Genomic DNA, 20,500 nt, shown 5'->3' with positions numbered 1-20,500 from the left:
TGTCCTGAGCGACGCCGCAGGCGGCGTCGAAGGGGCGGCGCTTCGACAAGCTCAGCCCGAACGGATATGGGCGCGAAATGAGTCTCTTCCGTCTCGGCAGCCGCGGCTCGCCGCTTGCCCTCACTCAGGCCAATATGGTGCGCGATGCGCTGATCGCCGCGCACGCGCTCACGCCCGACGCCATCGAGATCGTCGCGATCCGCACCACCGGCGACAAGGTGCAGGACCGTGCGCTCGCCGAGATCGGCGGCAAGGCATTGTGGACCAAGGAACTCGACCGCGCATTGCTGGACGGCGAGATCGACGCCGCAGTGCATTCGATGAAGGATGTCGAGACGATCCGCCCCGCCGAGATCGCGATCGCGGCGATGCTGCCGCGCGCTGACGTGCAGGACCGGCTGGTCGGCGCCGACTCGATCGATGCGCTTCCGCAGGGGGCAGTGGTGGGGACGAGCTCGCCGCGGCGTGCGGCGCAGATCCGCAAGCTCCGGCCCGATGTCCGCATCACTCTGTTCCGCGGCAATGTCGACACGCGGCTGGCCAAGCTCGCCGCCGGGGAAGTTGACGCGACCTTGCTCGCCGCAGCGGGGCTCGATCGGCTTGGGCGTCATGACGTCGGAATTCCGATACCGATCAACCTGATGCTGCCCGCCCCGCGCAGGGCGCGGTGGGGATCGAATGCCGTGCCGACGATACGCACACCAGGGCGATGCTGGCGAAGATCGACGATCCGATCACGCATGCCTGTGTCATCGCCGAGCGCGCATTGCTCGCCGCGCTCAAGGCCGATTGCCATTCGCCGGTGGCGGCGCTGGCAACGATCGAAGGCGCGATCATGACGTTGAGGGCCGAGCTGTTGTCCGAGGACGGCAGCGTTCACGTCACTGCGCAGGAAGCGGGCGCGCCGACCGACAGCGTCCTGCCGATCGCAGTGGCACGGGATCTGCTGCTGGGCGCACCCGACGAGATCCGCCGGCTGTTCGCCGGATGAGCCGCGGAATCGCAGTGCTGCGGCCCGAGCCGGGCAATTGCGTCACTGCGGCAGCGATCGAGGCGCGCGGGGGCATTGCGATCCGGATGCCGCTGTTCGAAGTGCATCCCGAACCGTGGATCCTCGGGCACACGGAGAAGTTCGACGCGCTGATACTGACCAGCGCGAACGCCATCCGTCATGGCGGGCCTGGGCTCGCGGCTTTCCGTCGCTTGCCGGTCTATGCAGTGGGCGCGCCGACCGCCGAGGCGGCGCGGCAGGCGGGGTTCGATGTCGCCTGCGTGGGGACCGACGGCGCCGAAGCGCTTGTCGCAAGGGCCGGCGCGGCGAGGATTCGCAGTGCGCTGCATCTGGCGGGTCGGGAACGCATGCTGGAGGAAGGCGGAATCGTCGCCCAGGTGATCACGGTCTATGCCAGCGAACCCATTGCGCCTCGCGACCCGGCGCACCTCGCCGGCAGCGTCGCTTTGGTCCAGTCGGCGCGTGCGGGCGCGCGGCTGGCCGAGATTGTCGATGCCGCGGGATTGGCGCGGAGCGGCATCGCTTTGGTCGCAGTCAGCGCGCGCGCGACGGAGGCCGCCGGCGGAGGCTGGGAACAGCGCGTCGTCCCTGACGACGTCGATAGCGAGGCCCTGATCGACGCGGCAATCGCGCTCGCCGATTGACCGCGCGGGCGACGCAGCGAATAAGGGGGCATGAGCGACGAGCCCCTCGCGCCGCCGGAGCCGGCCCGCGGCCCCGAGACGCGGACCCCTATCTGATCGGCGGTCTTGCCTTTGTCGGCGGCGTCGCCGTGACCGCGGCAGCGTTCCAGCTCGGCGGTGCCGGCGGCCCACCGCGCCCGGTGCCGAGCCTCGTTCCGGTCGAGACCGTCCAGACCGAGCCGAATCGCGCCGCCGCCTTGCCCGCCGGCACCGATGTCGCGACGCTGAGCGCACGCGAGCAGGAGCTTGCCGGCAGGCTCGACCAGCTCGAGCTGCGGCTGCGCGATATCAGCGGCAGCGCCCGCAACGCGTCGAATTATGCGAGCCGCGCGGAACAATTGATGATCGCCGCAGGCGTGCGCCGTGCTTTGGAACGCGGCCAGCCGCTGGGGCCGCTCGAAGCCCAGCTCCGCCAGCGCTTCGGCGAAGATCATGGCGAAGCGGTGAGCCGGATCCTGCACGCCTCGGCCGAACCGGTGACGTTGGGCGACTTGCGGCTGGCGCTGGAGGCGATCCGGCCGCGACTCGCGAGCGGCGCCGATGACAGCATGTGGATGAGCGCGCGGCGGCTGCTGAGCGACCTCGTCGTGCTGCGCCAGGCCGAATCGCCGAGCCCGCGCACGTCGGACCGGATGCGGCGCGCCCGGCTCGCGCTCGAGCACGGCGATGTCGAGACCGCGCTCGCCGAAGTGGTACACATGCCCGGCGTGGCGAGCGCCGAGAGCTGGGTGGCCGCCGCCAAACGCTATATCGCGGCGCGAGAAGGGCTGCTCGAGATCGAACGGGCGGCACTCGCAGCGCCCGCCGCAACGCCGCCGGCCGCGGCATCCGTCGCACGCCCGGCGAGCAGCTGAAGGAAGACCAATGGCAGAGATGGGCCGGTTCGACTGGCAGGATCCGTTCGCGCTCGACGCGCAGCTGACCGACGAGGAACGGATGGTGCAAGCCGCCGCGCGCGATTACGCGCAAGGCGAATTGCTGCCGCGCGTGACCAGCGCCTTCCTCGAGGAGCGGTTCGACCGCGAGATCATGTCCGAGATGGGCGCACTGGGGCTGCTCGGCCCGACGATCCCCGAAAGCTATGGCGGCGCCGGGCTCGGCTATGTCGCCTACGGGCTGGTCGCGCGCGAAGTCGAACGCGTCGATTCGGGCTATCGCTCGGCGATGAGCGTGCAGAGCAGCCTCGTGATGCACCCGATCTATGCCTATGGCACCGAGGCACAGAAGCGGAAATATTTGCCGAAGCTCGCCACCGGCGAATGGATCGGCTGCTTCGGCTTGACCGAGCCCGATGCCGGCTCCGATCCCGGCGGCATGCGCACCCGCGCCGAGAAGGTCGACGGCGGCTATCGGCTGACCGGCACCAAGATGTGGATCACAAATTCGCCGATCGCCGACGTCATGGTCGTCTGGGCCAAGTCCGATGCGCATGGCGGCGGGATCAAGGGCTTCGTGCTCGAACGCGGCATGGCGGGGCTCTCGACGCCCAAGATCGAAGGCAAGCTTTCGCTCCGCGCCTCGGTGACCGGCGAGATCGTGATGGACGGCGTGGAAGTGAGCGAGGACGCGCTGCTCCCTGAGGTGCAGGGTCTGAAGGGGCCGTTCGGCTGCCTCAACCGCGCGCGCTACGGCATCGCCTGGGGCACCATGGGTGCCGCGGAAGCGTGCATGCACGCGGCACGGCAATATACGCTCGATCGTGCCCAATTCGGCAAGCCGCTGGCCTCGACGCAGCTCGTCCAGCTCAAGCTCGCCAACATGCAGACCGAGATCGCGCTTGGGCTGCAGGCCGCCCTGCGCTGCGGGCGTATGTTCGACGAAGGCGCGCTGAGCCCCGAGGCGATCAGCATCATCAAGCGCAACAATTGCGGCAAGGCGCTCGATATCGCCCGGGTCGCGCGCGACATGCACGGCGGCAACGGCATCTCGGCCGAATTCCACGTGATGCGCCACGCGATCAACCTCGAGACGGTCAACACCTATGAAGGCACACACGACGTGCACGGCCTGATCCTCGGCCGCGCGATCACCGGCATCGCGGCCTTCTGATGGCGCCCGACCGCCAGCCGACACTCACCGGCGAACGCGTGACGCTGCGCCCGAGCACGCCGGACGATTGGGAGGCGTTGTTCGCCGTCGCGTCCGATCCGCTGATCTGGGAAGTCCATCCGGCGCACGACCGCTGGAAGGAAGACGTGTTCCGCGCCTATTTCGACGCTGGAATGGCGAGCGGCGGCGCGCTGACGATCCTCGATCGCACCACCGGCAAGGTGATCGGATCGTCGCGTTACGACAATTGGAAGCCCGAGGCCGACGAGATCGAGATCGGCTGGACCTATCTTGCGCGCGACTATTGGGGCGGCAGCTATAATCGCGAAATCAAGCGGCTGATGCTCGATCATATCCACGCCCAGGTCGGCACCGTCGTCTTCACCGTCGGCGAGGGCAATGTCCGCTCGCGCAAGGCGATGGAGAAGATCGGCGGCGTGCTGCGGGCCGGACCTCCCGAATTACGGCTGATGGCGGGCGAGATGAAACCCCACGTGATCTACGAGATCCGCAGGCCGTGAAGCCGCTCGAGGGGCTTCGGGTCGTCGAGCTGGCACGGATCCTCGCCGGGCCATGGTGCGGCCAGTTGCTCGCCGATCTGGGGGCCGAGGTGATCAAGGTCGAGCGGCCGGGCGCGGGCGACGACACGCGGCACTGGGGGCCGCCCTTCCTCCACGGTCCGAACGGCGAGAATCTCAACGCGGCCTATTTCCATGCCTGCAATCGCGGCAAGGAGAGCCGCGGCATCGACATCGCCACGCCCGAGGGACAGGCCGAGGCTCGCGCGCTGATCGCGGACGCCGATGTGGTGATCGAGAATTACAAGGTCGGTGGGCTCGCCAAATACGGGCTCGATCCCGCTGCCTTGCGCGCCGCCGATCCGCGGCTTGTGGTCTGCTCGATCACCGGCTTCGGGCAGGACGGGCCCTACGCCCACCGCGCCGGCTATGATTTCATCATCCAGGGCATGGGCGGAGCGATGTCGCTGACCGGCGAGCCCGACGGCGCGCCGCAGAAAGCCGGCGTCGCTTATGCCGACATCTTCACCGGGGTCTATTCGGCAGTCGCGATCCTCGCGGCACTGCGACGTCGTGACGTCACCGGCGAGGGCGCGCATATCGACATGGCGCTGCTCGATACCCAGGTGGGTGTGCTCGCCAATCAGGCGCTCAACTGGATGGCGAACCCGGCCAGGGTTCCCCACCGGATGGGCAACGGCCACGCCAATCTGGTCCCGTACCAGGCCTTCGAGACCAAAGACGGCGCGCTGATCGTCGCAGTGGGCAATGATTCGCAGTTCCGGAAATTGTGCGACGTGGTGGGACTCGATCTCGCCGGCGATCCGCGTTTCGCAACTAATCCGGCGCGGGTGACCCATCGGGCGGTGCTGATCCCGCTCGTCACAGCCGCCATTCAGCGCTGGGCCAAGGCCGATCTCTACGAGGCGCTCGAGGCGGCGGGCGTGCCGGCCGGACCGATCAACACGGTCGACGAAGTGTTCGCCGATCCGCAGGTGATCGCGCGCGGAATGCAGATCGAGCGCGAGGGTCTGCCGGGACTGGCCAGCCCGATCGTGATCGACGGCGAGCGGATGGTTTCGGACAAGCCGAGCCCGAAGCGGCCCTAGGCCAGCCTGCGAGTCAATTCCTGCGCCGCCGCCGGCGCGCGGACCTTGCCGCCATGGATGAAGAAGATGAAGGTCTCGCGCGGCGTCGCCGGCGGAGCCTCCGCAGTGACATAGGGCAGCCCTTCGGGACGGCCGCCGCTCGCCCAGGTCTTCGCGGCCTCGGTCCAGCGCGGGAAATCCGATTCGGGATAGCAGAGCGGATTGTCGTCCTCGCCGGCCTCGAGCCGGGCATAGACGAAGTCGCCGGTGATGTCGGCGATCGCGGGATATTGCGGTGAATCGGCATAGACGATCGCGACGCCGGCATCGCGGCACAGCGCCACGAACTCGGGCACATGGAAGCTGTCGTGGCGCACCTGGACCGCGTGGCGGAGCTTCACGCCGGCCTCGTCGCGCGGGAGCAGGGCGAGGAAGGCGCGGAAATCCTCCACGTCGAACTTCTTGGTCGCCATGAACTGCCAGAAGATCGGGCCGAGCTTGTCGCCGAGCTCGACGAGCCCCTGCGAGACGAAGCGCCGGATCGATTCACCGCCCTCGGCGAGTATCTTTCGATTGGTGCAGAAGCGCGACGCCTTGACCGTGAAGACGAAGCCGTCGGGCGCGGTCTTCGCCCAGCCTTCGAAGGTCGCCGGCTTGAAGGTGGAGTAATAAGTGCCGTTGATCTCGATCGCGCCCAGCGCGCGGCTGGCGAATTCGAGCTCCTTCTTCTGGCTCAGGCCCTCCGGATAGAAGGTCCCGCGCCATGGCTCGAAGGTCCAGCCGCCGATGCCGATTCTGATGGGTGCTTGTGCCATGCTGCGCTTCTAGCCGAGAAAGCGCGCGCGGTCAGTCCGGAAGCTGCGTCCGAATTCAGGGGAGCCGCTTCCATGTCTGCGATTTGCAGATCACCCCGAACAGCACGCAGCCCTTGCCGACCATCGTGTTCGAATCGGCAAAGGTGATCGTGCCCGAGAAGGTCTTGCGGATATCGGGCACGAAGACCTTGCCGCTCCACTTGCCGGCACCGGCGGGTTTGAGATCGCGGAACAGCCGCGTGCCAACCAGATTTTCGGTGCCGCCCTTGCGCGCATCGGCCTGGGCCTTGGCGCTCGCCCAGGTGACGGTGCCGCAGAGCTGGCCGCCACATTCGTCGATGCGGACATGGACGCTGTTGGACGGATTGCGCCATTCGGTCGCCAGCGGCGGGGCCGGCGCCTCGTCGGCGAATGCGGGAACGGCGACGGGCAGCAAGGCAAGCGCGAGCGCCAGCGAGTTGGAAACGATGGACTTCATCACGGGCGCTTTCTGAAACACCCGGGATGGCTCCCCGGTGAACGGGATCGAATCTGGAAATCGCAGATGTGCCGTATAAGGAGCGGATTTGGAAACGGAAGGTTGGGAAGCGCGCCGCGGCAAAGCTGCGCCGTCGGACACGGCGAAGTGCCGTGCCGGCCGCGCTGCCGATTAAAAGCGGGATTTAGACGGCTAAATCCCACGCGGCAGCGCTGGAGCGGGCGAAGGGATTCGAACCCTCGACCCCGACCTTGGCAAGGTCGTGCTCTACCCCTGAGCTACGCCCGCTCTGGCGTCTGCCCCCGTTGCGACGTGTCGCTGGGGGCGGGTGAGGCGCGGCCACTAGCAGCGGGTTTCGGACAGCGCAAGCCCCTAGTACCGATTCGGGAAAAGGCTTGGCGGGCGCAGCACGAACGCCCACATAGCGCCCGAACCCCGATCGATTGCCAGGAGCATCCCATTGGCCACGCTAGGATTGTCCCCCGCCGAGAAGGAAGCGGTCGACGCCTTCCGCCGCGACGTCGTCGAGCCGTCGATGACCAGCCTCGTCGTCATCGATTTCTGGGCCGAATGGTGCGGGCCGTGCAAGGCGCTGACTCCACTCCTCGAAAAGGTGACCGCGGACTATGCCGCCAAGGGCGTCACCCTCGCCAAGGTCGATGTCGACGCGAACCAGTTCATCGCCGCGCAATTCCAGGTGCGGTCGATCCCGACGGTCTATGCGATGTTCCAGGGCCAGCTCGTCGCCGATCTGTCGACCGCGCGGACGGAGAGCCAGCTGCGCACGATGCTCGACCAGATACTCCGCCAGCTCCCGGTGGAGAGCGAAGAGGCGGCGGCCGAGGCAGAGCTCGAACCGCTGATCGCGATGGGCGAGCAGGTATTGGCCGATGGCGATGCCGAGCGCGCGCTCTCGGTCTTCGAGCAGATCGTCGAAATGGCGCCCGAGCATCCGCAGATCGCCGCCGGGCGCGCCCGCGCATTGCTCGCGCTCGGGCGCGCCGACGAAGCCGAGGCCGCGCTCGCGGCGCTTCCCGAGGACGCGGCCAAGGGCCCCGAGATCGAACAGGCGCGCGCCGCGCTGGCGCTCGCCCGCGAGGCCACTCCCGTCGAGGACCTGTCAGGGCTCGCCGCCAAAGCCGCGACCGGCGACATGGACGCGCGCTACGAGCTCGCCGGCGGACAGATGGCCGCGGGCGACCGCGACGCCGCCGCGCAGACGCTGCTCGCGATGATCGCCGAGGACCGCGAATGGAACGAAGGCGCCGCCCGCGCGCGGCTGCTCAAGCTGTTCGAGGCGGTGGGGCTCGAGGATCCCTGGGTCTCGGCGCAGCGGCGGAAGCTCTCGGCGATCCTGTTCGGATGACGGCAACGCGGCTCTCGGTGTTTCCGCTGGCGGGCGCCCTGCTCTTTCCGCGGATGCACTTGCCGCTCCACATCTTCGAGCCGCGCTATCGGGCGATGATCTCCGATGCGCTCGCGCGGGATCGGCGAATCGGCATGATCCAGCCGCGTGACGCCAGCGATCCCCCACCCTGTTCGATATCGGCTGTGTCGGCCGTATCGCCGAGGTCGAGGCGTTGCCCGACGGCCGGTACGACATCGTGCTCGAGGGGCTGGCACGCTTCACCGTGCTGCGCGAGCTCCAGGTCACGACGCCGTTCCGCCAGGTCGAGGCCGAGCTGGAAGAGGCAGGAACCGGAGAAGTGCTCGCAATGGCCGAGCGCGCCTCGCTCGAGATGGAATCGCGGCGATTCGCCGACGGCCTCGGCTATGCGGTCGACTGGGAAGCGGTGACTCGGCTCGACGACGAATCGCTGGTCAACGGCATCGCCCAGATCGCGCCGTTCGACGTCGCTTCGAAACAGGCATTGCTCGAAGCCGATGGGCTCTCCGCGCGCGCCGAGCTGGTCGTCCAGCTGATGCAGTTCTTCGGCCGACACGGCGAAGAGGGTGGAGTGACGTTGCAGTGATATTTCATGCCCCTCCCGTTCGCCCTGAGCCTGTCGAAGGGCGGCTTCCGGCAAATTCGTCGCATGCGGCTCTCGCCCTTCAACGATGACGGATATCGATCCATGGCTGCTCGAAAAGCTGGTCTGCCCCGCGACCCGTACCCCGCTGCGCTATGACGAGGCGCGGCAGGAGCTGGTGTCCGATGCGGCGGGCGTAGCCTATCCGATTCGCGACGGCGTGCCGGTATTGCTGATCGAAGAGGCGCGACAACTTCGGCGCTAGAGTCCCAATCTATATCCCTCGGACGGCGCGACCCAAAGCATTGGCAAATCGAGCGTCGGATCGGAAACGCCATTCACAGTCGCCACGCTTACCAGAACGCCGTCCCTTCGAACGACCTTCGTGCAGATTTTCCGTCCAAAATGCGCACGCGAAGATTCGACCATCGAATCGAGCAACGCCTTCGAGAGATCGGCCGGGGCAGCCTCATCCTTCACGCGGACCGTTCCGGAGCGGACGAGCGTCTCGTCGTAGACTCCGCAAACTGCGCCACCCTCGAAGTTGGCGGGAGAGGTCATCGCTCTGCAATTCAAAGTGTGAAAGCGCTACACAGGTCTTCGCTTTAGGGTTCGGCTGCACGCACTACAGCTTCCCTTCGCGAATCGCCGCGACCTGGTCGGTGGCGTGTTGGCTGATAGCCGTAGCCTGTTGGCTGATAGCCAATGCGATTGCGATCAACAGCAAAGCCCCACTCCCTTCGTTTATCCGTTTGTCGACACCTGGACCGTCAGCCCCCGCAGCAGCTTGGGTACATCGCCCGATTCGCTCGCCTCAGCCACGAATCCGTTCTTGAGCGGCGGCACCCTCCAGGTCGCCGCGTGATCGTAGGGGCGTACGCTAGCGTTTGGCGTTCAGCCGATAGGTGCCCGTGAAGGACACGTTCGCGCCGCCGCAGGCATTGTTGTCATGCGCCAGCAGATACGGGCCGAGCACGCGCAATTGCACGCGGCAGCGATACGTCTCTTCGGGTGCATCGCCGAAGAGAGGCGCCAGCGCGCCGGCTCCGGCACCCTCATCCACCGAGAAGGCGATGCGGTCTCCATTTGCCCGCACATCGACGCCAAACTCGCCGACATGAACGCCTCCGCGCGCGATTCGCTCGGGATCATGTCCACCCCAGGTCGCGGAGCCCTCGACGTGCAGCGTCCCGCGGATCCGGCCCGGCGCCAGCTTGATCTCGGACTCCCACGCCTTCCACACGCCCTGCCAGATCTTTGCCTCGGCAATGCGGATCAGGCCCGTGCTCTCCAGCCAGCCGCTGCGGGTCCGCCCGCTCGGCGTGACGAACGTGACCGAGGTGAAATTCCCGCGAACCTCGCTGGCGACGAGCATGTCTCCCGCAACGACATAGGCCCGGCTAGGTCGGGGCTTCGCGCCTTCGATATCGTCGAAGAAAGGGCGTTTGGCCCCAGGCCGCACCTGCACGAGCCACGCATCGGCAAGCGGATCGGCCGCGGTTTGCGGCACCAGCAACGCTACCGCCAGCGCGAGCATCAAACCGTCAGCCCCTGGAGCAATTTCGGAACATCGCCGCTTTCGCCGCGCGCCTCGGCCATGAACCAGTCCTTGAGCGGCGGCAGCTTGTCGACCGCCGAGAGCCCGAAACGACGGACCGCGGCTGCCGTCCTGCCCGGGATGCCGAAGAGGCGGGTCAGCCCGTCGGTGGCGGCGGCGACCATGAAGGTGTCGAGCCCGCGCCAGCGCTGATAGCGCGCGAGCAGCTGCGGATCGCCGAGATCCAAGCCGAGCCTTTTGCCCTCGACCAGCACCTCCACCAGAGTCGCGACGTCGCGGAAGCCGACATTGACGCCCTGCCCCGCGATCGGATGGATACCGTGCGCGGCGTCGCCGACCAGCGCGAGGCGGTTCGACGTGATCCACGCGGCGTGGTGGAAGCCGAGCGGGTGGCTGAAGCGCGACGAGAGCGGGCCCAGGCGCCCGAGGAACCCGCCCATGCGCTTCTCCGCCTCGGCAAGATAGGCGCGGTCGGAGATCTTGTTCATCCCCGCCGCGTCGCGCGCATTGACCGTCCACACGATCGCCGAGCGATGGCCGTTGGCGTCGTCGAGCAACGGCAGGATCGCGAATGGGCCTTCTGGGTAGAATATCTCGAAGGCGATGTTCTCGTGACTGCGCTCGTGACCGAGCGTCGCGACCATCGCGGCGTGATCGTAGCTCCACCGCGCGGTCTTGAGCCCGGCCGCCTCGCGAGTAGGCGAGTTGCGCCCCTCGGCGGCGACCAGCAGCGGTGCGCGAACGACGGCGCCCGAATCGAGCGTCGCGGTGACGCCGAACTCGCCGCGCTCGACCGAAACCGCGCGAGTCTGCATCCGCAGGTCCACGCCCGCCGCCGCCTGCGCAGCCTCGAACAGTGCCGTCCGCAGGATGCGGTTCTCGAACATATGGCCGAGCGCGCCGCCGTCCGGATCGGGCGCGAAGTCGAGCTTGCCCGGCGCGAGCCCGTCGCTGACGCGGATGCCTTCGATCGGACACCCCTTGCCCGCCAGCCGAGGCGCCACGCCGATCGCCTCGAACATCCGCATCGGCGCGCTGGCGATCGCCGAAGCGCGCCCGTCATGGCCGGCGGCGAGGATCGTCGCGGGATCGGCAGGATCGACGACGATCGAAGTGAGGCCATGCGCATCGAGCGCCGTTGCCAGCGCACTGCCGACGAGTCCGCCGCCGAGGATGAGTACGTCCGCGCTATCCATGCGCCTGCCCTAACGCTGCGCCGTTCGCACGACAACGCTTTCCTACACGCTCTTGTTCTGCTATTGTTCCGCGAATATGGAGTCGCTCGCCCTGCTGCCTTTCGCTTTACGGGTAATAAAGTTGCGTGATTGATCGCGTTTCCGCCAAGTGAGTCAATTTAAGGGTCTGGTGCACGCGGCTTGACGGCGGACTCGTCAACGGCGATGATTCGGTTTGCACCCCTGAAATTTTGGAGAACGGGCCATGGCGTCCCGGGCACAACCGTCGCTGTTGCGCGACACGATGAAGGCAGGCGTGCGCCGCAGCAGCGCGCTGATCGTCGGAACCCTGTTGTTCCTCGTGACGGTCGGCGTCGTGCTGGCGCTGCTCACCTATAATTCGCAGGATCCGTCGCTGAACACGGCGTCGGGTGGGCCCGCACGCAACCTGCTGGGCTTGCCCGGCGCCTGGATCGCCGATCTGCTGCTCGCCACGCTCGGCCTGCCGGTGGCGCTGATCGCGCCGGCGGGGCTGATCATCACCAACCGGTTGTGGCTCGATCGCCCGTTGGGCGACTGGAAGAAGATGCTCCGCGGCGTCGCGATCGGCGTGGTGCTGATGGCGACGTCGCTCACCTTTTTCTCGAGCGATTCGGTATTGTGGCTGGTCGGCGGCTGGGGCGGCGTGGTCGGGCTGTCGATCGCCGGGCTGTTCAACTGGATGATCGGCTTCATCGGCGATCCGGTGCTGATCTTCTGGATCGGGCGCGGGCTCGGGCTCGTCTTCGGGCTCGCGGGTCTGTGGATCTGGTGGCGCAGCCTCGATTTCACGCTGCCAGAGCGTGGCGGAATCGGTATGCCGCGGCTGTTCGGGCCTCCCAAGACGCCGCTGCTGCGCGGGCCGGATCCGCAGGAGCTGCGCGAGGCACGGGAATCGCGCGAAGCCCGCGAGCCGCGGAAACTGGTGGTGCCAGACAATCGCCCCGGACCGGTGATCTCCGAGCCCAGCCTCTCGCCTTCACCAGCCAAACCCAAGCCGCCGGTGCAGAGCAGTCTCGACTTCAAGGACAGCTACAAGCTGCCGCCGCTCGACCTGCTCAAGGCCGCGCCGCCGAACCAGAATCCGGGAATCGACAAGCTCGCGCTCGAGCGCAACGCGCGTCTGCTCGAGAGCGTGCTCGACGATTTCAATGTAAAAGGACAGATCGTCGAGGTCCGCCCCGGCCCGGTGGTGACGATGTACGAGCTCGAGCCCGCGGCGGGGATCAAGGCGAGCCGCGTGATCCAACTCGCCGACGACATCGCGCGCAACATGAGCGCGATATCCGCACGCGTCGCGACGATCCCCGGCCGCAGCGTGATCGGCATCGAATTGCCCAACGTGAAGCGCGAATCGGTCAATCTGCATGAGCTGATCGGCAGCGAGGCATTCGAGGCGCAGGGCGCGACCCTGCCTTTGGTGCTCGGCAAGAACATCGCCGGCGATCCGGTGATCGGCGATCTCGCGCCGATGCCGCATCTGCTCGTCGCCGGCACCACCGGTTCGGGCAAGTCGGTCGGCCTCAACGCGATGATCCTGTCGCTGCTCTACAAGCTGACCCCGGACCAGTGCCGGATGATCATGATCGATCCCAAGATGCTCGAACTGAGCATCTACAAGGACATCCCACATCTGCTCGCCGACGTGGTGACCGATCCGCCCAAGGCGATCCGCGCGCTCAAATGGGCGGTCGAGCAGATGGAGGACCGCTACCGGATGATGGCGTCGGTCAATGTCCGCAGCCTCGCCAGCTTCAACGACAAGGTGAGGCAAGCCAAGGCCAAGGGGCAGAAGCTCGGGCGGAAAGTCCAGGTTGGCTATGATCCCGATACCGGGCGGCCGATCTACGAAGAGGAGACGCTCGATCTCCAGCCGCTGCCGCAGATCGTGGTGATCGTCGACGAACTTGCCGATCTGATGATGACCGCAGGCAAGGAAGTCGAATTCCTGATCCAGCGATTGGCGCAAAAGGCGCGTGCGGCGGGCATCCACCTGATCATGGCGACGCAGCGTCCGTCGGTCGACGTCATCACCGGCGTGATCAAGGCGAACCTGCCGACCCGGATCAGCTTCCATGTCACGTCGAAGATCGATTCGCGTACGATCCTCGGCGAACAGGGCGCCGAGCAGCTGCTCGGCAAGGGCGATATGCTCTACATGCCCGGCGGCAAGCAGATCGTCCGTGTCCACGGGCCGTTCGTCAGCGACGAGGAAGTTCAGGCAGTCGCCGATTTCTGGCGCGCGCAGGGCGCCCCGATTACATCACCGCGGTCACCGAGGAGCCCGAAGACGGCGGCTTCGCGCTGGAAGGCAGCCCCGATGGCGACGATTCTCCCGAGGATCAGCTCTATCGGCGTGCCACCCAGCTGGTCGCCGAGAGCCAGAAGGCGTCGACGTCATGGCTTCAGCGCCAGCTCCGCGTCGGCTACAATTCGGCCGCACGGCTGGTCGAGCGGATGGAGAAGGACGGCCTGGTCTCGCGGCCCGACCATGTCGGCCGCCGCGAAGTGCTGATGGATACCGACGGGCGACCGCTCTGAGGATCGTTTCGGGAGCATGGGGGTTCAGGGGCATTCAAACCGCGCCCCGTAGCGGTCCAGCCAAAGCATTCGGAGAAGATAGACGTGTTTGCACGGCCCTTAGCCCTGACCCTGTTCGCCGCCCCGGCGCTGATCGCCGCGCCCGTCGCGGGCGAGCTCGCCCAGGTGCAGCAGCACCTCGCCGGCGTTTCGAGCATGACCGCGAACTTCAGCCAGACCGATCGCAACGGTCGGGTACTGACCGGCACGATGACGCTCAAGCGCCCCGGCAAGATCCGCTTCCAGTATCAGAAGGGCGTGCCTCAGCTGATCGTCGCCGACGGGCGCAGCCTCTATTTCATCGACTATCAGGTGCGGCAGGTCGATCGCTGGCCGATCGGCAATTCGCCGCTCGCGGTTTTGCTCAATCCCAAGCGCGACATCACCAAATTCGCCAAGCTCAACCCGACGAGCGACCCGCGGGTGGTCTCGATCGAAGTACATGACAGCGCGCATCCCGAATATGGCCGGATCACGATGATCTTTCAGAAGAATGCGTCCGGTCCGGCGGGGCTGATCCTCCAGGGCTGGGTGGCGCTCGACTCGCAGAACAACCGCACGACGATCCGGCTGACCAATCAGCAGATCAACGGCAACGTGTCCGACGGAGTGTTCCGCTGGAACGACCCACGGAGCCAAGGCCCGCGGAATCGCTGAGTTTTCTGAACATCGTTCATGCTGGCGACAGGTTGAGGCCATTAGAAACCAAATTGCGGATGTGGGGCGGTACCCGAGATTTTCCCCTGTTGCTCGGGATCGAACCATTTCCCGCCTGCGTGACGAACGCTAGGTCGGCCCTCGCTCCATTGCCCCCGGAGCGGGGGCCTTTCCTTTGCGCGCTGCGCTGGGCCACCGCTGGTGCCGGACGACAGGAGACTCTACATCGCCACCGATGAAGATCGCCTCCTGGAACATCAATTCCGTCCGCTTCCGCATCGAGATCGTCGAGCAGTTCCTGCGCGAGGAGATGCCCCACATCCTCTGCCTGCAGGAAACCAAGGTGATCGACGGCGACTTCCCCGAGGCGCCGTTCCGCGCCCTCGGCTATGAGCATGTCATCAAGCACGGCCAGCGGATGCACCACGGCGTGGCGATCATCAGCCGCGTGCCGGTGGCCGAGGACGATCGCTTCGACTGGCAGGCCAACCAGGAAGCGCGGCATGTCGGCGTGCGGCTGCCCAACGGCGTGCGGCTCGAGAACGTCTATGTCCCCGCCGGCGGCGACGTGCCCAATCGCGAGGTCAATCCCAAGTTCGGCCAGAAGCTCGATTTCGTCGAACGGATGACGCGCTGGTCAGAGACGCTCGAAGTGCCGTCGATCCTGACCGGCGACTTCAACATCGCGCCGCTGGAGTGCGACGTGTGGAGCCACAAGCAGCTGCTCGATGTGGTCAGCCATACGCCGATCGAAGTCGAGGCGCTGGGAAGGCTGCAGGCGGCGCATGACTGGGTGGATCTCGGCCGCCGGTTCGTTCCCGCGCCCGAGCGCTGCTTCACCTGGTGGAGCTATCGTTCGAAGGACTGGACCGCGAATGATCGCGGACGCCGGCTCGATCATATGTGGGCGAGCCGCGAAGTCGCCGACAAGGCGACCAGCCACAAGGTTTGCGAGCCGTGCCGTTCCTGGCTCAAGCCGTCGGACCATGTGCCGATCATCACCGAGTTCGACTTTTGACCGATCCGCGCGCCGTCGCCCGAGCGGTGGACGCGCTGCGCCGCGGCTGGCCGATCGCGATCCGCGGGACAGTAGGCACGCTGAAGCTGCTCGCGATCGAGACCGCCGATGCGGAGCGATTGAGGGCGTTCGATCCCGAAGGCGCCGCGCCGGTTTTGCTCTCGGCGGGACGCGCGGCGACGCTCAAGCTCGCCAACCAGCGCGAGGCGGCGGCGCCCGACGGGCCGGTGCTGGTCGAGCGCGTGCCCTGGCTCGATTTCGATACCGCGACAGCGCTCGCCGATCCTCAGCTCGATCTGGCGACGCCGCTCAAGGGGCCATTCAGGGCGATCTGCATAGACGCGCCCGATGCGGCGGCTGCCGCGCTGCGGCTGGCGCGTGTAGCAGGCCTGCTGCCGGCGTTCTTCGCGATCACCGGCGATGCGTCAGAAGCGATCACGCCCGCCGATATCGACGCGCACGAAGATGCTGACCGGCTGCGCATCGTCGGCCGGGCGCGGCTGCCGGTCGCGGGTGCCGAAGACACCGAGATCGTCGCTTTCCGCACCGATGAGATGCCCGGCGAGCATGTCGCGCTGCTGATCGGGCAACCAAATGGCAATCCCCCTGGTCCGTCTGCACAGCGAATGCCTGACCGGAGACGTGCTCGGCAGCCTCAAATGCGATTGCGGGCCACAGCTCAAGGCCGCCATCGCCGCGATCGAGGCGAGCGGCTGGGGAATCCTGCTCTATCTGCGCCAGGAAGGCCGCGGCATCGGGCTGATCAACAAGCTCAGGGCCTATGCGCTGCAGGACCAGGGTTTCGACACGGTCGACGCCAACACCCGGCTGGGTTTCGCCGTGGATGCCCGCAATTTCGCAGTGGCGGGACGGATGCTGACGCTGCTCGGTCAGAAGACGGTGCGGCTGCTGACCAACAATCCCGACAAGGTAGTGGCGCTGCAGGCTTCGGGGATCACGGTCGCCGAGCGGGTGGCGCACAAGCTGCCGCCCAACCCGCACAACGAACGCTACCTCGCCACCAAGCGCGACCGCACCGGGCACCAGCTCTGATGCGTTATTTCCTCGACACCGAGTTCAATGGCTTTGGCGGGCCGCTGATCTCGCTTGCACTCGTGCCCGAACTGGAGGGCGCGGCGCCCTTTACGAAGCGCTGGAGTGTACGCAGCCGACGGAATGGGTGGCGACGCATGTGTTGCCGGTGCTCGGCACGGATCCGGTCTCGCGCGAGGAACTCGGCCGTGGCCTGGCGCACTATTTGGGCGACGATCCTGACCCATTGCTGGTCGCCGACTGGCCGGAAGACATTGCGCACGCATCCATGGCGCTGATCGCCGGCCCCGGTCGCCGCCACAATATCGACCGGATACGCTTCGAGTTGTGCGACGCGTTCGGGTTCGATTCGAACCTGCTCAGCGCGGTGCCGCACAATGCCTATCACGACGCGGTAGCGCTGCGCACGCACTTGCTCGCGCGCGAGAATCGCTAGGCGATCAGCCGGGCGACTTCGTCAAAATCGGTGGCGATGGCGTGGACGCCGAGCGCGCGGAGGCGGTCGGCGTGATCGGGCGCGCAGTGGTTGCCGGCGCACAAGCCGATGACCCAGGCGCCCGAGGCGACTGCGCCGGTGACGCCGACCGGCGAATCCTCGAGGATCACGCAGCGGCGGACATCGACGCCGAGCGCCCTGGCGGCGTGGAGATAGACGTCGGGTTCGGGCTTGCCGCGCTCGACATGTTCGCGGCCGCTGAAGATCTTGTCGCCGAACGCGGCGCGGACGCCGAGATGATCGAGATGGCGCGTGATCCACTCGGTGCTGCTCGACGATGCAATCGCGCGGGGAAGCGTTTCGGGAAGATTCTCGATGAAGCGGATCGCGCCGGCGACTGCGGGAAGCCCTTCCTCCAGAACGCGGCTGTCCTCCTCGGCGCGCATTGCGTGAAAGTCGTCGGGGATCGTCCGGCCGATCCAGCTCTCGATCGCCCCGAGGAAATCCGCACCGGCCAGCCCCATGAAGTTCGCCATCGAATCCTCGGGCGTGGTCGGATGGCCGATGCTGGTGAGATATTCGGCGATCTGGCGGTTCCCCGCATATTCGCTTTCGAGCAGCACCCCGTCGAAATCGAAGATGATCGCGTCGAACCTCATGCCCGCGCTCCGAACAGGGCGGTCCCGACGCGAACATGGGTGGCGCCGATCGTCACCGCGGTCTCGTAATCGGACGACATGCCCATGCTGAGGCCGGTGACGCCATGGTCCCGAGCGAGCTTCGCCAGCAAGGCGAAATAGGGTGCGGCCTCGACTTCCAGCGGCGGCACGCACATCAGACCGGCGACGGGCAGATCAGCGGTGCGCGCCCCGGCGATCAGGGCAGGAAGGTCGGCGACGGCACAGCCGCCCTTTGCGGCTCGTCGCCGATGTTGACCTGGACGAAACAAGCCGGCCGCCTGCCGATCTTGTCCATCGCCCGGGCGAGCGCATCGACCAGCGAGAGGCGATCGACCGAATGGATCGCGTCGAACAATGCAACCGCTTCCTCGGCCTTGTTCGACTGGAGCTGGCCGACGAGGTGGAGCGCGACTCCCAAAGTCGTCTCGCGCAACTCCGGCCATTTGGCCATGGCCTCCTGGACACGGTTCTCGCCGAACACGCGCTGCCCGGCATCGAGCAACGGACGAATCGTGGCGGCATCGTGCTTCTTGGAGATGGCGATCAGCTCGACATCGGCGGGTTCGCGACCGGCGACGTGCGCCGCGCGCGCGATCTTCTCGCGGACTTCAGCGAGGCGGATTGAGGCGTCGTCCAGGGGCATGCGGCGCGCTATAGGCGGGCGGATGCGACCCCGCCACCCTCTCCCGCACCTGTGGCTGATGACCGACGAGCGGATGGGTGAATCTTTATGGATGGCGCTCGAACGATTGCCGCGGGGCGGCGGCGTGGTGTTCCGGCATTACGGGCTGGAACTGGCCGATCGGCGGGCGCTGTTCGCGAGGGTAGCGAGGACCGCACGACGGCGCGGGCTGGTGTTGATTCGTGCCGGTGCCGAGCGGCTCGGGCGCGGCGAGGATGGCGTGCATGGCCAGCGCGGATATGGACTGCGCACCTGGCCGGCACATGATCGGCGCGAGGCAGTGACGGCGATTCGGGCGGGAGCTGATGCTGTATTCGTGTCGCCGGTGTTCGCGACGCGATCGCATCCCGGGGCGCGGGCGCTGGGGCGGTCCCGATTGGGACTTATGCTTCGCGGGTTGCCAGTGCCGATCATTGCGCTTGGCGGGATCAATGCGCGGCGCGCCGCCAGCCTGCAGCCTTTGGGGATTTACGGCTGGGCGGCGATTGATGCGTGGGCAGATTAGGCCCTGAATCTTCTGTTCTCCGGCGAAGGCCGGAGCGTTGCTCGCTAACGGCCAGCGCTCCGGCCTTCGCCGGAGCACAGGGAGGTTATAATACGTCGAGCGCTTAGAAGCGGAAGGCGGTGCCCACATAGACCGCCTGGCTGTCCCGGCGGTTGTCGGTCATCTTCGGCAGGCGATCCTGCTCGCTCTTGTAGCGCACGCCCGCAGTCACATCGAGATTGCGGGTCAGCGAATAGCTGCCGCCGACGTCGATCGAATAGCTGGGCTTGTCGCCGATCAGCACCGGCGTGTCGGCCAGCGGACGCTCGGCGGCGGCCTGGACGCGGCCAGTGAGACGGCTGCCGGTATAGCTGACGCCGAGATTGGCGCGTTCGGTGCTGCCCGGCTGGGCGGCGAGTTCGATGCGAGTCACGTCGCCCGCGACCGCGAAACGCTTCCAGCCGACCGAGACGCCGAGATTATAGGCGATCGGCGCGAGGCTGACCGGCGCGGCCGCAGCGACCAGGCTGCGATCGGCGATCGCCGTACGAGTCGAACGCGCGCGCACCGCCACGGTGACGGCGCGGTTGCTGCGGCGCGATTCGGACGGCGTGAAGCGGAAGCTGTTCTCGGGCAGGCCGCTGCGCGCGAGGATCGCGGCAAGCTTGGGATCGGCGGCGGCCGGCGTGAAAGTGCCGATGCCACCGCGCACCGCGGTGGTGGGCCGTTTGACATAAGCGCGCTCGCCGCGGCCTTCCTCTGCCTGGAGCGCCGGCGCGACGAGAGCGCCGGTGGCGCAGATCGCCCCCAGCCCCATCAACGTCGTCCAACGTGCCAAACGCATTTTCATCCCCTTTTATATGGAGGTGCGTACCATGATTCGGAAGCTTGGTTCCACCTTCCGCTCAAATTTCGTGCCAGTGTTGCCCGATGCCCACAGATTCGGCAGCGAATCACCCCTTTTGCCGGTGATTCGCCCGTTCGCTGCCGCCTTGCTCCCGCCACACGAGCCCCTATAGATGCTTTCGCTTTTCCCTTTCGCCTTTAGGAATGTGTCGATGAACCGCCTGTTGCGCACCGCGATCCTGGGGTCGCTCGCTCTTTCGATCACCGCGTGCGGCGGCAGCAAGCGCCCCGTGGCGGATCTTGCCGCTTCGAAGGTGACGACGATCGGCGTCAATTCCTATCTGTGGCGCGCCACCCTCGACACGCTGAGCTTCATGCCGCTGCTCCAGACCGATTCGAACGGCGGCGTGATCGTCACCGACTGGTATGTGAACCCGAACACGCCGACCGAGCGGATGAAGGTGACCGTCACCGTGCTCGATCAGGACCTGCGCGCCGATGCGCTCCGCGTCGCAGCGCTGCGCGAAGTGAATCGCACCGGCCAGTGGGTCGCAGCCCCCGTGCAGGCCGCGACGGTGCAGAAGCTCGAGGACATCATCCTCACTCGTGCCCGCGATCTGCGCCGGGCCGCCATCGCGAATTAATAAGGCGCGGCGCTTGTAGCCGCTCCCGCCAGAGG

The 20,500-nt window shown here is 66.8% G+C and carries 18 protein-coding genes, 1 tRNA gene and 5 pseudogenes; 16 read left to right on the top strand and 8 right to left on the bottom strand.

The window, feature by feature from the left end; genetic code table 11:
- Positions 1–77 precede the first annotated feature (77 nt).
- From hemC to PIB19_RS15995, 6 genes and pseudogenes are all read left to right on the top strand, one after another.
- Positions 78–991: pseudogene (hemC, locus tag PIB19_RS16020) on the top strand (hydroxymethylbilane synthase).
- Entirely contained in the window at positions 988–1,656 is a 669-nt protein-coding gene (locus tag PIB19_RS16015) for a uroporphyrinogen-III synthase (protein WP_271238149.1), read from the top strand. Before hemC ends, PIB19_RS16015 begins: the two are co-directional and overlap by 4 nt.
- 128 nt (positions 1,657–1,784) lie before the next feature.
- A complete protein-coding gene (locus PIB19_RS16010; protein ID WP_271238148.1) occupies positions 1,785–2,549 on the top strand; it encodes a hypothetical protein in 765 nt (254 codons plus the stop codon).
- A 10-nt stretch (positions 2,550–2,559) separates the two neighbouring features.
- Complete coding sequence (locus PIB19_RS16005) at positions 2,560–3,744, top strand: acyl-CoA dehydrogenase (protein ID WP_271238147.1); 1,185 nt, start codon at positions 2,560–2,562, stop codon at positions 3,742–3,744.
- On the top strand, positions 3,744–4,265 hold the full coding sequence (locus tag PIB19_RS16000) for a GNAT family N-acetyltransferase (protein ID WP_271238146.1): 522 nt from the start codon (positions 3,744–3,746) through the stop codon (positions 4,263–4,265). Before PIB19_RS16005 ends, PIB19_RS16000 begins: the two co-directional genes overlap by 1 nt.
- A complete protein-coding gene (locus tag PIB19_RS15995) occupies positions 4,262–5,371 on the top strand; it encodes a CaiB/BaiF CoA transferase family protein (protein ID WP_271238145.1) in 1,110 nt (369 codons plus the stop codon). The genes PIB19_RS16000 and PIB19_RS15995 overlap by 4 nt, the downstream gene beginning before the upstream one ends.
- On the opposite strand, the gene PIB19_RS15990 is transcribed toward PIB19_RS15995, so the two are convergent.
- The 3 genes from PIB19_RS15990 to PIB19_RS15980 form a co-directional block, all read right to left on the bottom strand.
- On the bottom strand, positions 5,368–6,165 hold the full coding sequence (locus tag PIB19_RS15990) for a DUF72 domain-containing protein (protein WP_271238144.1): 798 nt from the start codon (positions 6,163–6,165) through the stop codon (positions 5,368–5,370). The genes PIB19_RS15995 and PIB19_RS15990 overlap by 4 nt on opposite strands.
- Before the next feature lie 55 nt (positions 6,166–6,220).
- A complete protein-coding gene (locus PIB19_RS15985) occupies positions 6,221–6,643 on the bottom strand; it encodes a DUF2147 domain-containing protein (RefSeq protein ID WP_271238143.1) in 423 nt (140 codons plus the stop codon).
- Between the two features lie 213 nt (positions 6,644–6,856).
- Positions 6,857–6,931 (bottom strand) — tRNA-Gly (locus tag PIB19_RS15980).
- A 187-nt stretch (positions 6,932–7,118) separates the two neighbouring features.
- On the opposite strand from PIB19_RS15980, the gene PIB19_RS15975 reads away from it, so the two are divergent.
- The 3 genes and pseudogenes from PIB19_RS15975 to PIB19_RS15965 all read left to right on the top strand — a co-directional run bounded on the left by PIB19_RS15975 (position 7,119) and on the right by PIB19_RS15965 (position 8,878).
- The gene (locus tag PIB19_RS15975; RefSeq protein ID WP_271241015.1) at positions 7,119–8,009 is read left to right on the top strand and encodes a tetratricopeptide repeat protein; all 891 of its coding nucleotides are present in this window, start codon (positions 7,119–7,121) and stop codon (positions 8,007–8,009) included.
- Positions 8,006–8,616 (top strand): annotated as a pseudogene (locus tag PIB19_RS15970) (LON peptidase substrate-binding domain-containing protein). Before PIB19_RS15975 ends, PIB19_RS15970 begins: the two are co-directional and overlap by 4 nt.
- Positions 8,617–8,701: 85 nt before the next feature.
- Positions 8,702–8,878 (top strand): Trm112 family protein, encoded by a 177-nt coding sequence (locus tag PIB19_RS15965; protein WP_271238142.1) that lies wholly within the window; start codon positions 8,702–8,704, stop codon positions 8,876–8,878.
- Between the two features lie 615 nt (positions 8,879–9,493).
- On the opposite strand, the gene PIB19_RS15960 is transcribed toward PIB19_RS15965, so the two are convergent.
- Positions 9,494–10,153, bottom strand: a complete 660-nt coding sequence (locus tag PIB19_RS15960) for a hypothetical protein (protein WP_271238141.1) — start codon at positions 10,151–10,153, stop codon at positions 9,494–9,496.
- On the bottom strand, positions 10,150–11,367 hold the full coding sequence (locus tag PIB19_RS15955; protein ID WP_271238140.1) for a UbiH/UbiF/VisC/COQ6 family ubiquinone biosynthesis hydroxylase: 1,218 nt from the start codon (positions 11,365–11,367) through the stop codon (positions 10,150–10,152). The genes PIB19_RS15960 and PIB19_RS15955 overlap by 4 nt, the downstream gene beginning before the upstream one ends.
- Before the next feature lie 244 nt (positions 11,368–11,611).
- Between PIB19_RS15955 and PIB19_RS15950 the strand changes: the two are divergent.
- From PIB19_RS15950 to PIB19_RS15930, 5 genes and pseudogenes are all read left to right on the top strand, one after another.
- Positions 11,612–13,926 (top strand): annotated as a pseudogene (locus tag PIB19_RS15950) (DNA translocase FtsK 4TM domain-containing protein).
- Positions 13,927–14,010: 84 nt separating this feature from the next.
- A complete protein-coding gene (locus PIB19_RS15945; RefSeq protein ID WP_443018629.1) occupies positions 14,011–14,622 on the top strand; it encodes a LolA family protein in 612 nt (203 codons plus the stop codon).
- A gap of 235 nt (positions 14,623–14,857) precedes the next feature.
- Positions 14,858–15,640, top strand: a complete 783-nt coding sequence (locus tag PIB19_RS15940; RefSeq protein WP_271238139.1) for an exodeoxyribonuclease III — start codon at positions 14,858–14,860, stop codon at positions 15,638–15,640.
- Positions 15,637–16,693, top strand: a pseudogene (gene ribA, locus PIB19_RS15935) (GTP cyclohydrolase II). The gene PIB19_RS15940 and the pseudogene ribA overlap by 4 nt, the downstream one beginning before the upstream one ends.
- A 127-nt stretch (positions 16,694–16,820) precedes the next feature.
- Positions 16,821–17,129, top strand: coding sequence for a hypothetical protein (locus tag PIB19_RS15930; protein WP_271238138.1), 309 nt, complete (start codon positions 16,821–16,823; stop codon positions 17,127–17,129).
- On the opposite strand, the gene PIB19_RS15925 is transcribed toward PIB19_RS15930, so the two are convergent.
- Positions 17,126–17,788 (bottom strand): HAD family hydrolase, encoded by a 663-nt coding sequence (locus PIB19_RS15925; RefSeq protein WP_271238137.1) that lies wholly within the window; start codon positions 17,786–17,788, stop codon positions 17,126–17,128. The two genes, PIB19_RS15930 and PIB19_RS15925, sit on opposite strands and share 4 nt — an antisense overlap.
- A pseudogene (locus PIB19_RS15920) lies at positions 17,785–18,452 on the bottom strand (YggS family pyridoxal phosphate-dependent enzyme). The gene PIB19_RS15925 and the pseudogene PIB19_RS15920 overlap by 4 nt, the downstream one beginning before the upstream one ends.
- A gap of 22 nt (positions 18,453–18,474) precedes the next feature.
- On the opposite strand from PIB19_RS15920, the gene PIB19_RS15915 reads away from it, so the two are divergent.
- The gene (locus tag PIB19_RS15915) at positions 18,475–18,996 is read left to right on the top strand and encodes a thiamine phosphate synthase (protein ID WP_271238136.1); all 522 of its coding nucleotides are present in this window, start codon (positions 18,475–18,477) and stop codon (positions 18,994–18,996) included.
- A gap of 103 nt (positions 18,997–19,099) precedes the next feature.
- On the opposite strand, the gene PIB19_RS15910 is transcribed toward PIB19_RS15915, so the two are convergent.
- On the bottom strand, positions 19,100–19,819 hold the full coding sequence (locus tag PIB19_RS15910; protein ID WP_271238135.1) for a hypothetical protein: 720 nt from the start codon (positions 19,817–19,819) through the stop codon (positions 19,100–19,102).
- Between the two features lie 214 nt (positions 19,820–20,033).
- Between PIB19_RS15910 and PIB19_RS15905 the strand changes: the two genes are divergently transcribed.
- Positions 20,034–20,465: a DUF3576 domain-containing protein gene (locus PIB19_RS15905; protein ID WP_271238134.1), complete on the top strand. Its 432-nt coding sequence runs from the start codon at positions 20,034–20,036 to the stop codon at positions 20,463–20,465.
- Positions 20,466–20,500: the final 35 nt, after the last annotated feature.

Origin of the sequence: Sphingomonas sp. 7/4-4 (assembly GCF_027941955.1) — a bacterium.
Taxonomy (GTDB): domain Bacteria; phylum Pseudomonadota; class Alphaproteobacteria; order Sphingomonadales; family Sphingomonadaceae; genus Sphingomonas.
This window is presented reverse-complemented; position numbering and strand designations above follow the sequence as displayed.

What these genes read in the sequence shown, in the direction of transcription:
- PIB19_RS16000 (WP_271238146.1), top strand. Translation starts at nt 3,744, where the DNA reads ATGGCGCCCGACCGCCAGCCGACACTCACCGGCGAACGCGTGACGCTG.
- PIB19_RS16015 (WP_271238149.1), top strand. Translation starts at nt 988, where the DNA reads ATGAGCCGCGGAATCGCAGTGCTGCGGCCCGAGCCGGGCAATTGCGTC.
- PIB19_RS15925 (WP_271238137.1), bottom strand. Translation starts at nt 17,788, where the DNA reads ATGAGGTTCGACGCGATCATCTTCGATTTCGACGGGGTGCTGCTCGAA.
- PIB19_RS15940 (WP_271238139.1), top strand. Translation starts at nt 14,858, where the DNA reads ATGAAGATCGCCTCCTGGAACATCAATTCCGTCCGCTTCCGCATCGAG.
- PIB19_RS15910 (WP_271238135.1), bottom strand. Translation starts at nt 19,819, where the DNA reads ATGCGTTTGGCACGTTGGACGACGTTGATGGGGCTGGGGGCGATCTGC.
- PIB19_RS15985 (WP_271238143.1), bottom strand. Translation starts at nt 6,643, where the DNA reads ATGAAGTCCATCGTTTCCAACTCGCTGGCGCTCGCGCTTGCCTTGCTG.
- PIB19_RS15965 (WP_271238142.1), top strand. Translation starts at nt 8,702, where the DNA reads ATGACGGATATCGATCCATGGCTGCTCGAAAAGCTGGTCTGCCCCGCG.
- PIB19_RS15905 (WP_271238134.1), top strand. Translation starts at nt 20,034, where the DNA reads ATGAACCGCCTGTTGCGCACCGCGATCCTGGGGTCGCTCGCTCTTTCG.
- PIB19_RS15955 (WP_271238140.1), bottom strand. Translation starts at nt 11,367, where the DNA reads ATGGATAGCGCGGACGTACTCATCCTCGGCGGCGGACTCGTCGGCAGT.
- PIB19_RS15915 (WP_271238136.1), top strand. Translation starts at nt 18,475, where the DNA reads ATGCGACCCCGCCACCCTCTCCCGCACCTGTGGCTGATGACCGACGAG.
- PIB19_RS16005 (WP_271238147.1), top strand. Translation starts at nt 2,560, where the DNA reads ATGGCAGAGATGGGCCGGTTCGACTGGCAGGATCCGTTCGCGCTCGAC.
- PIB19_RS15990 (WP_271238144.1), bottom strand. Translation starts at nt 6,165, where the DNA reads ATGGCACAAGCACCCATCAGAATCGGCATCGGCGGCTGGACCTTCGAG.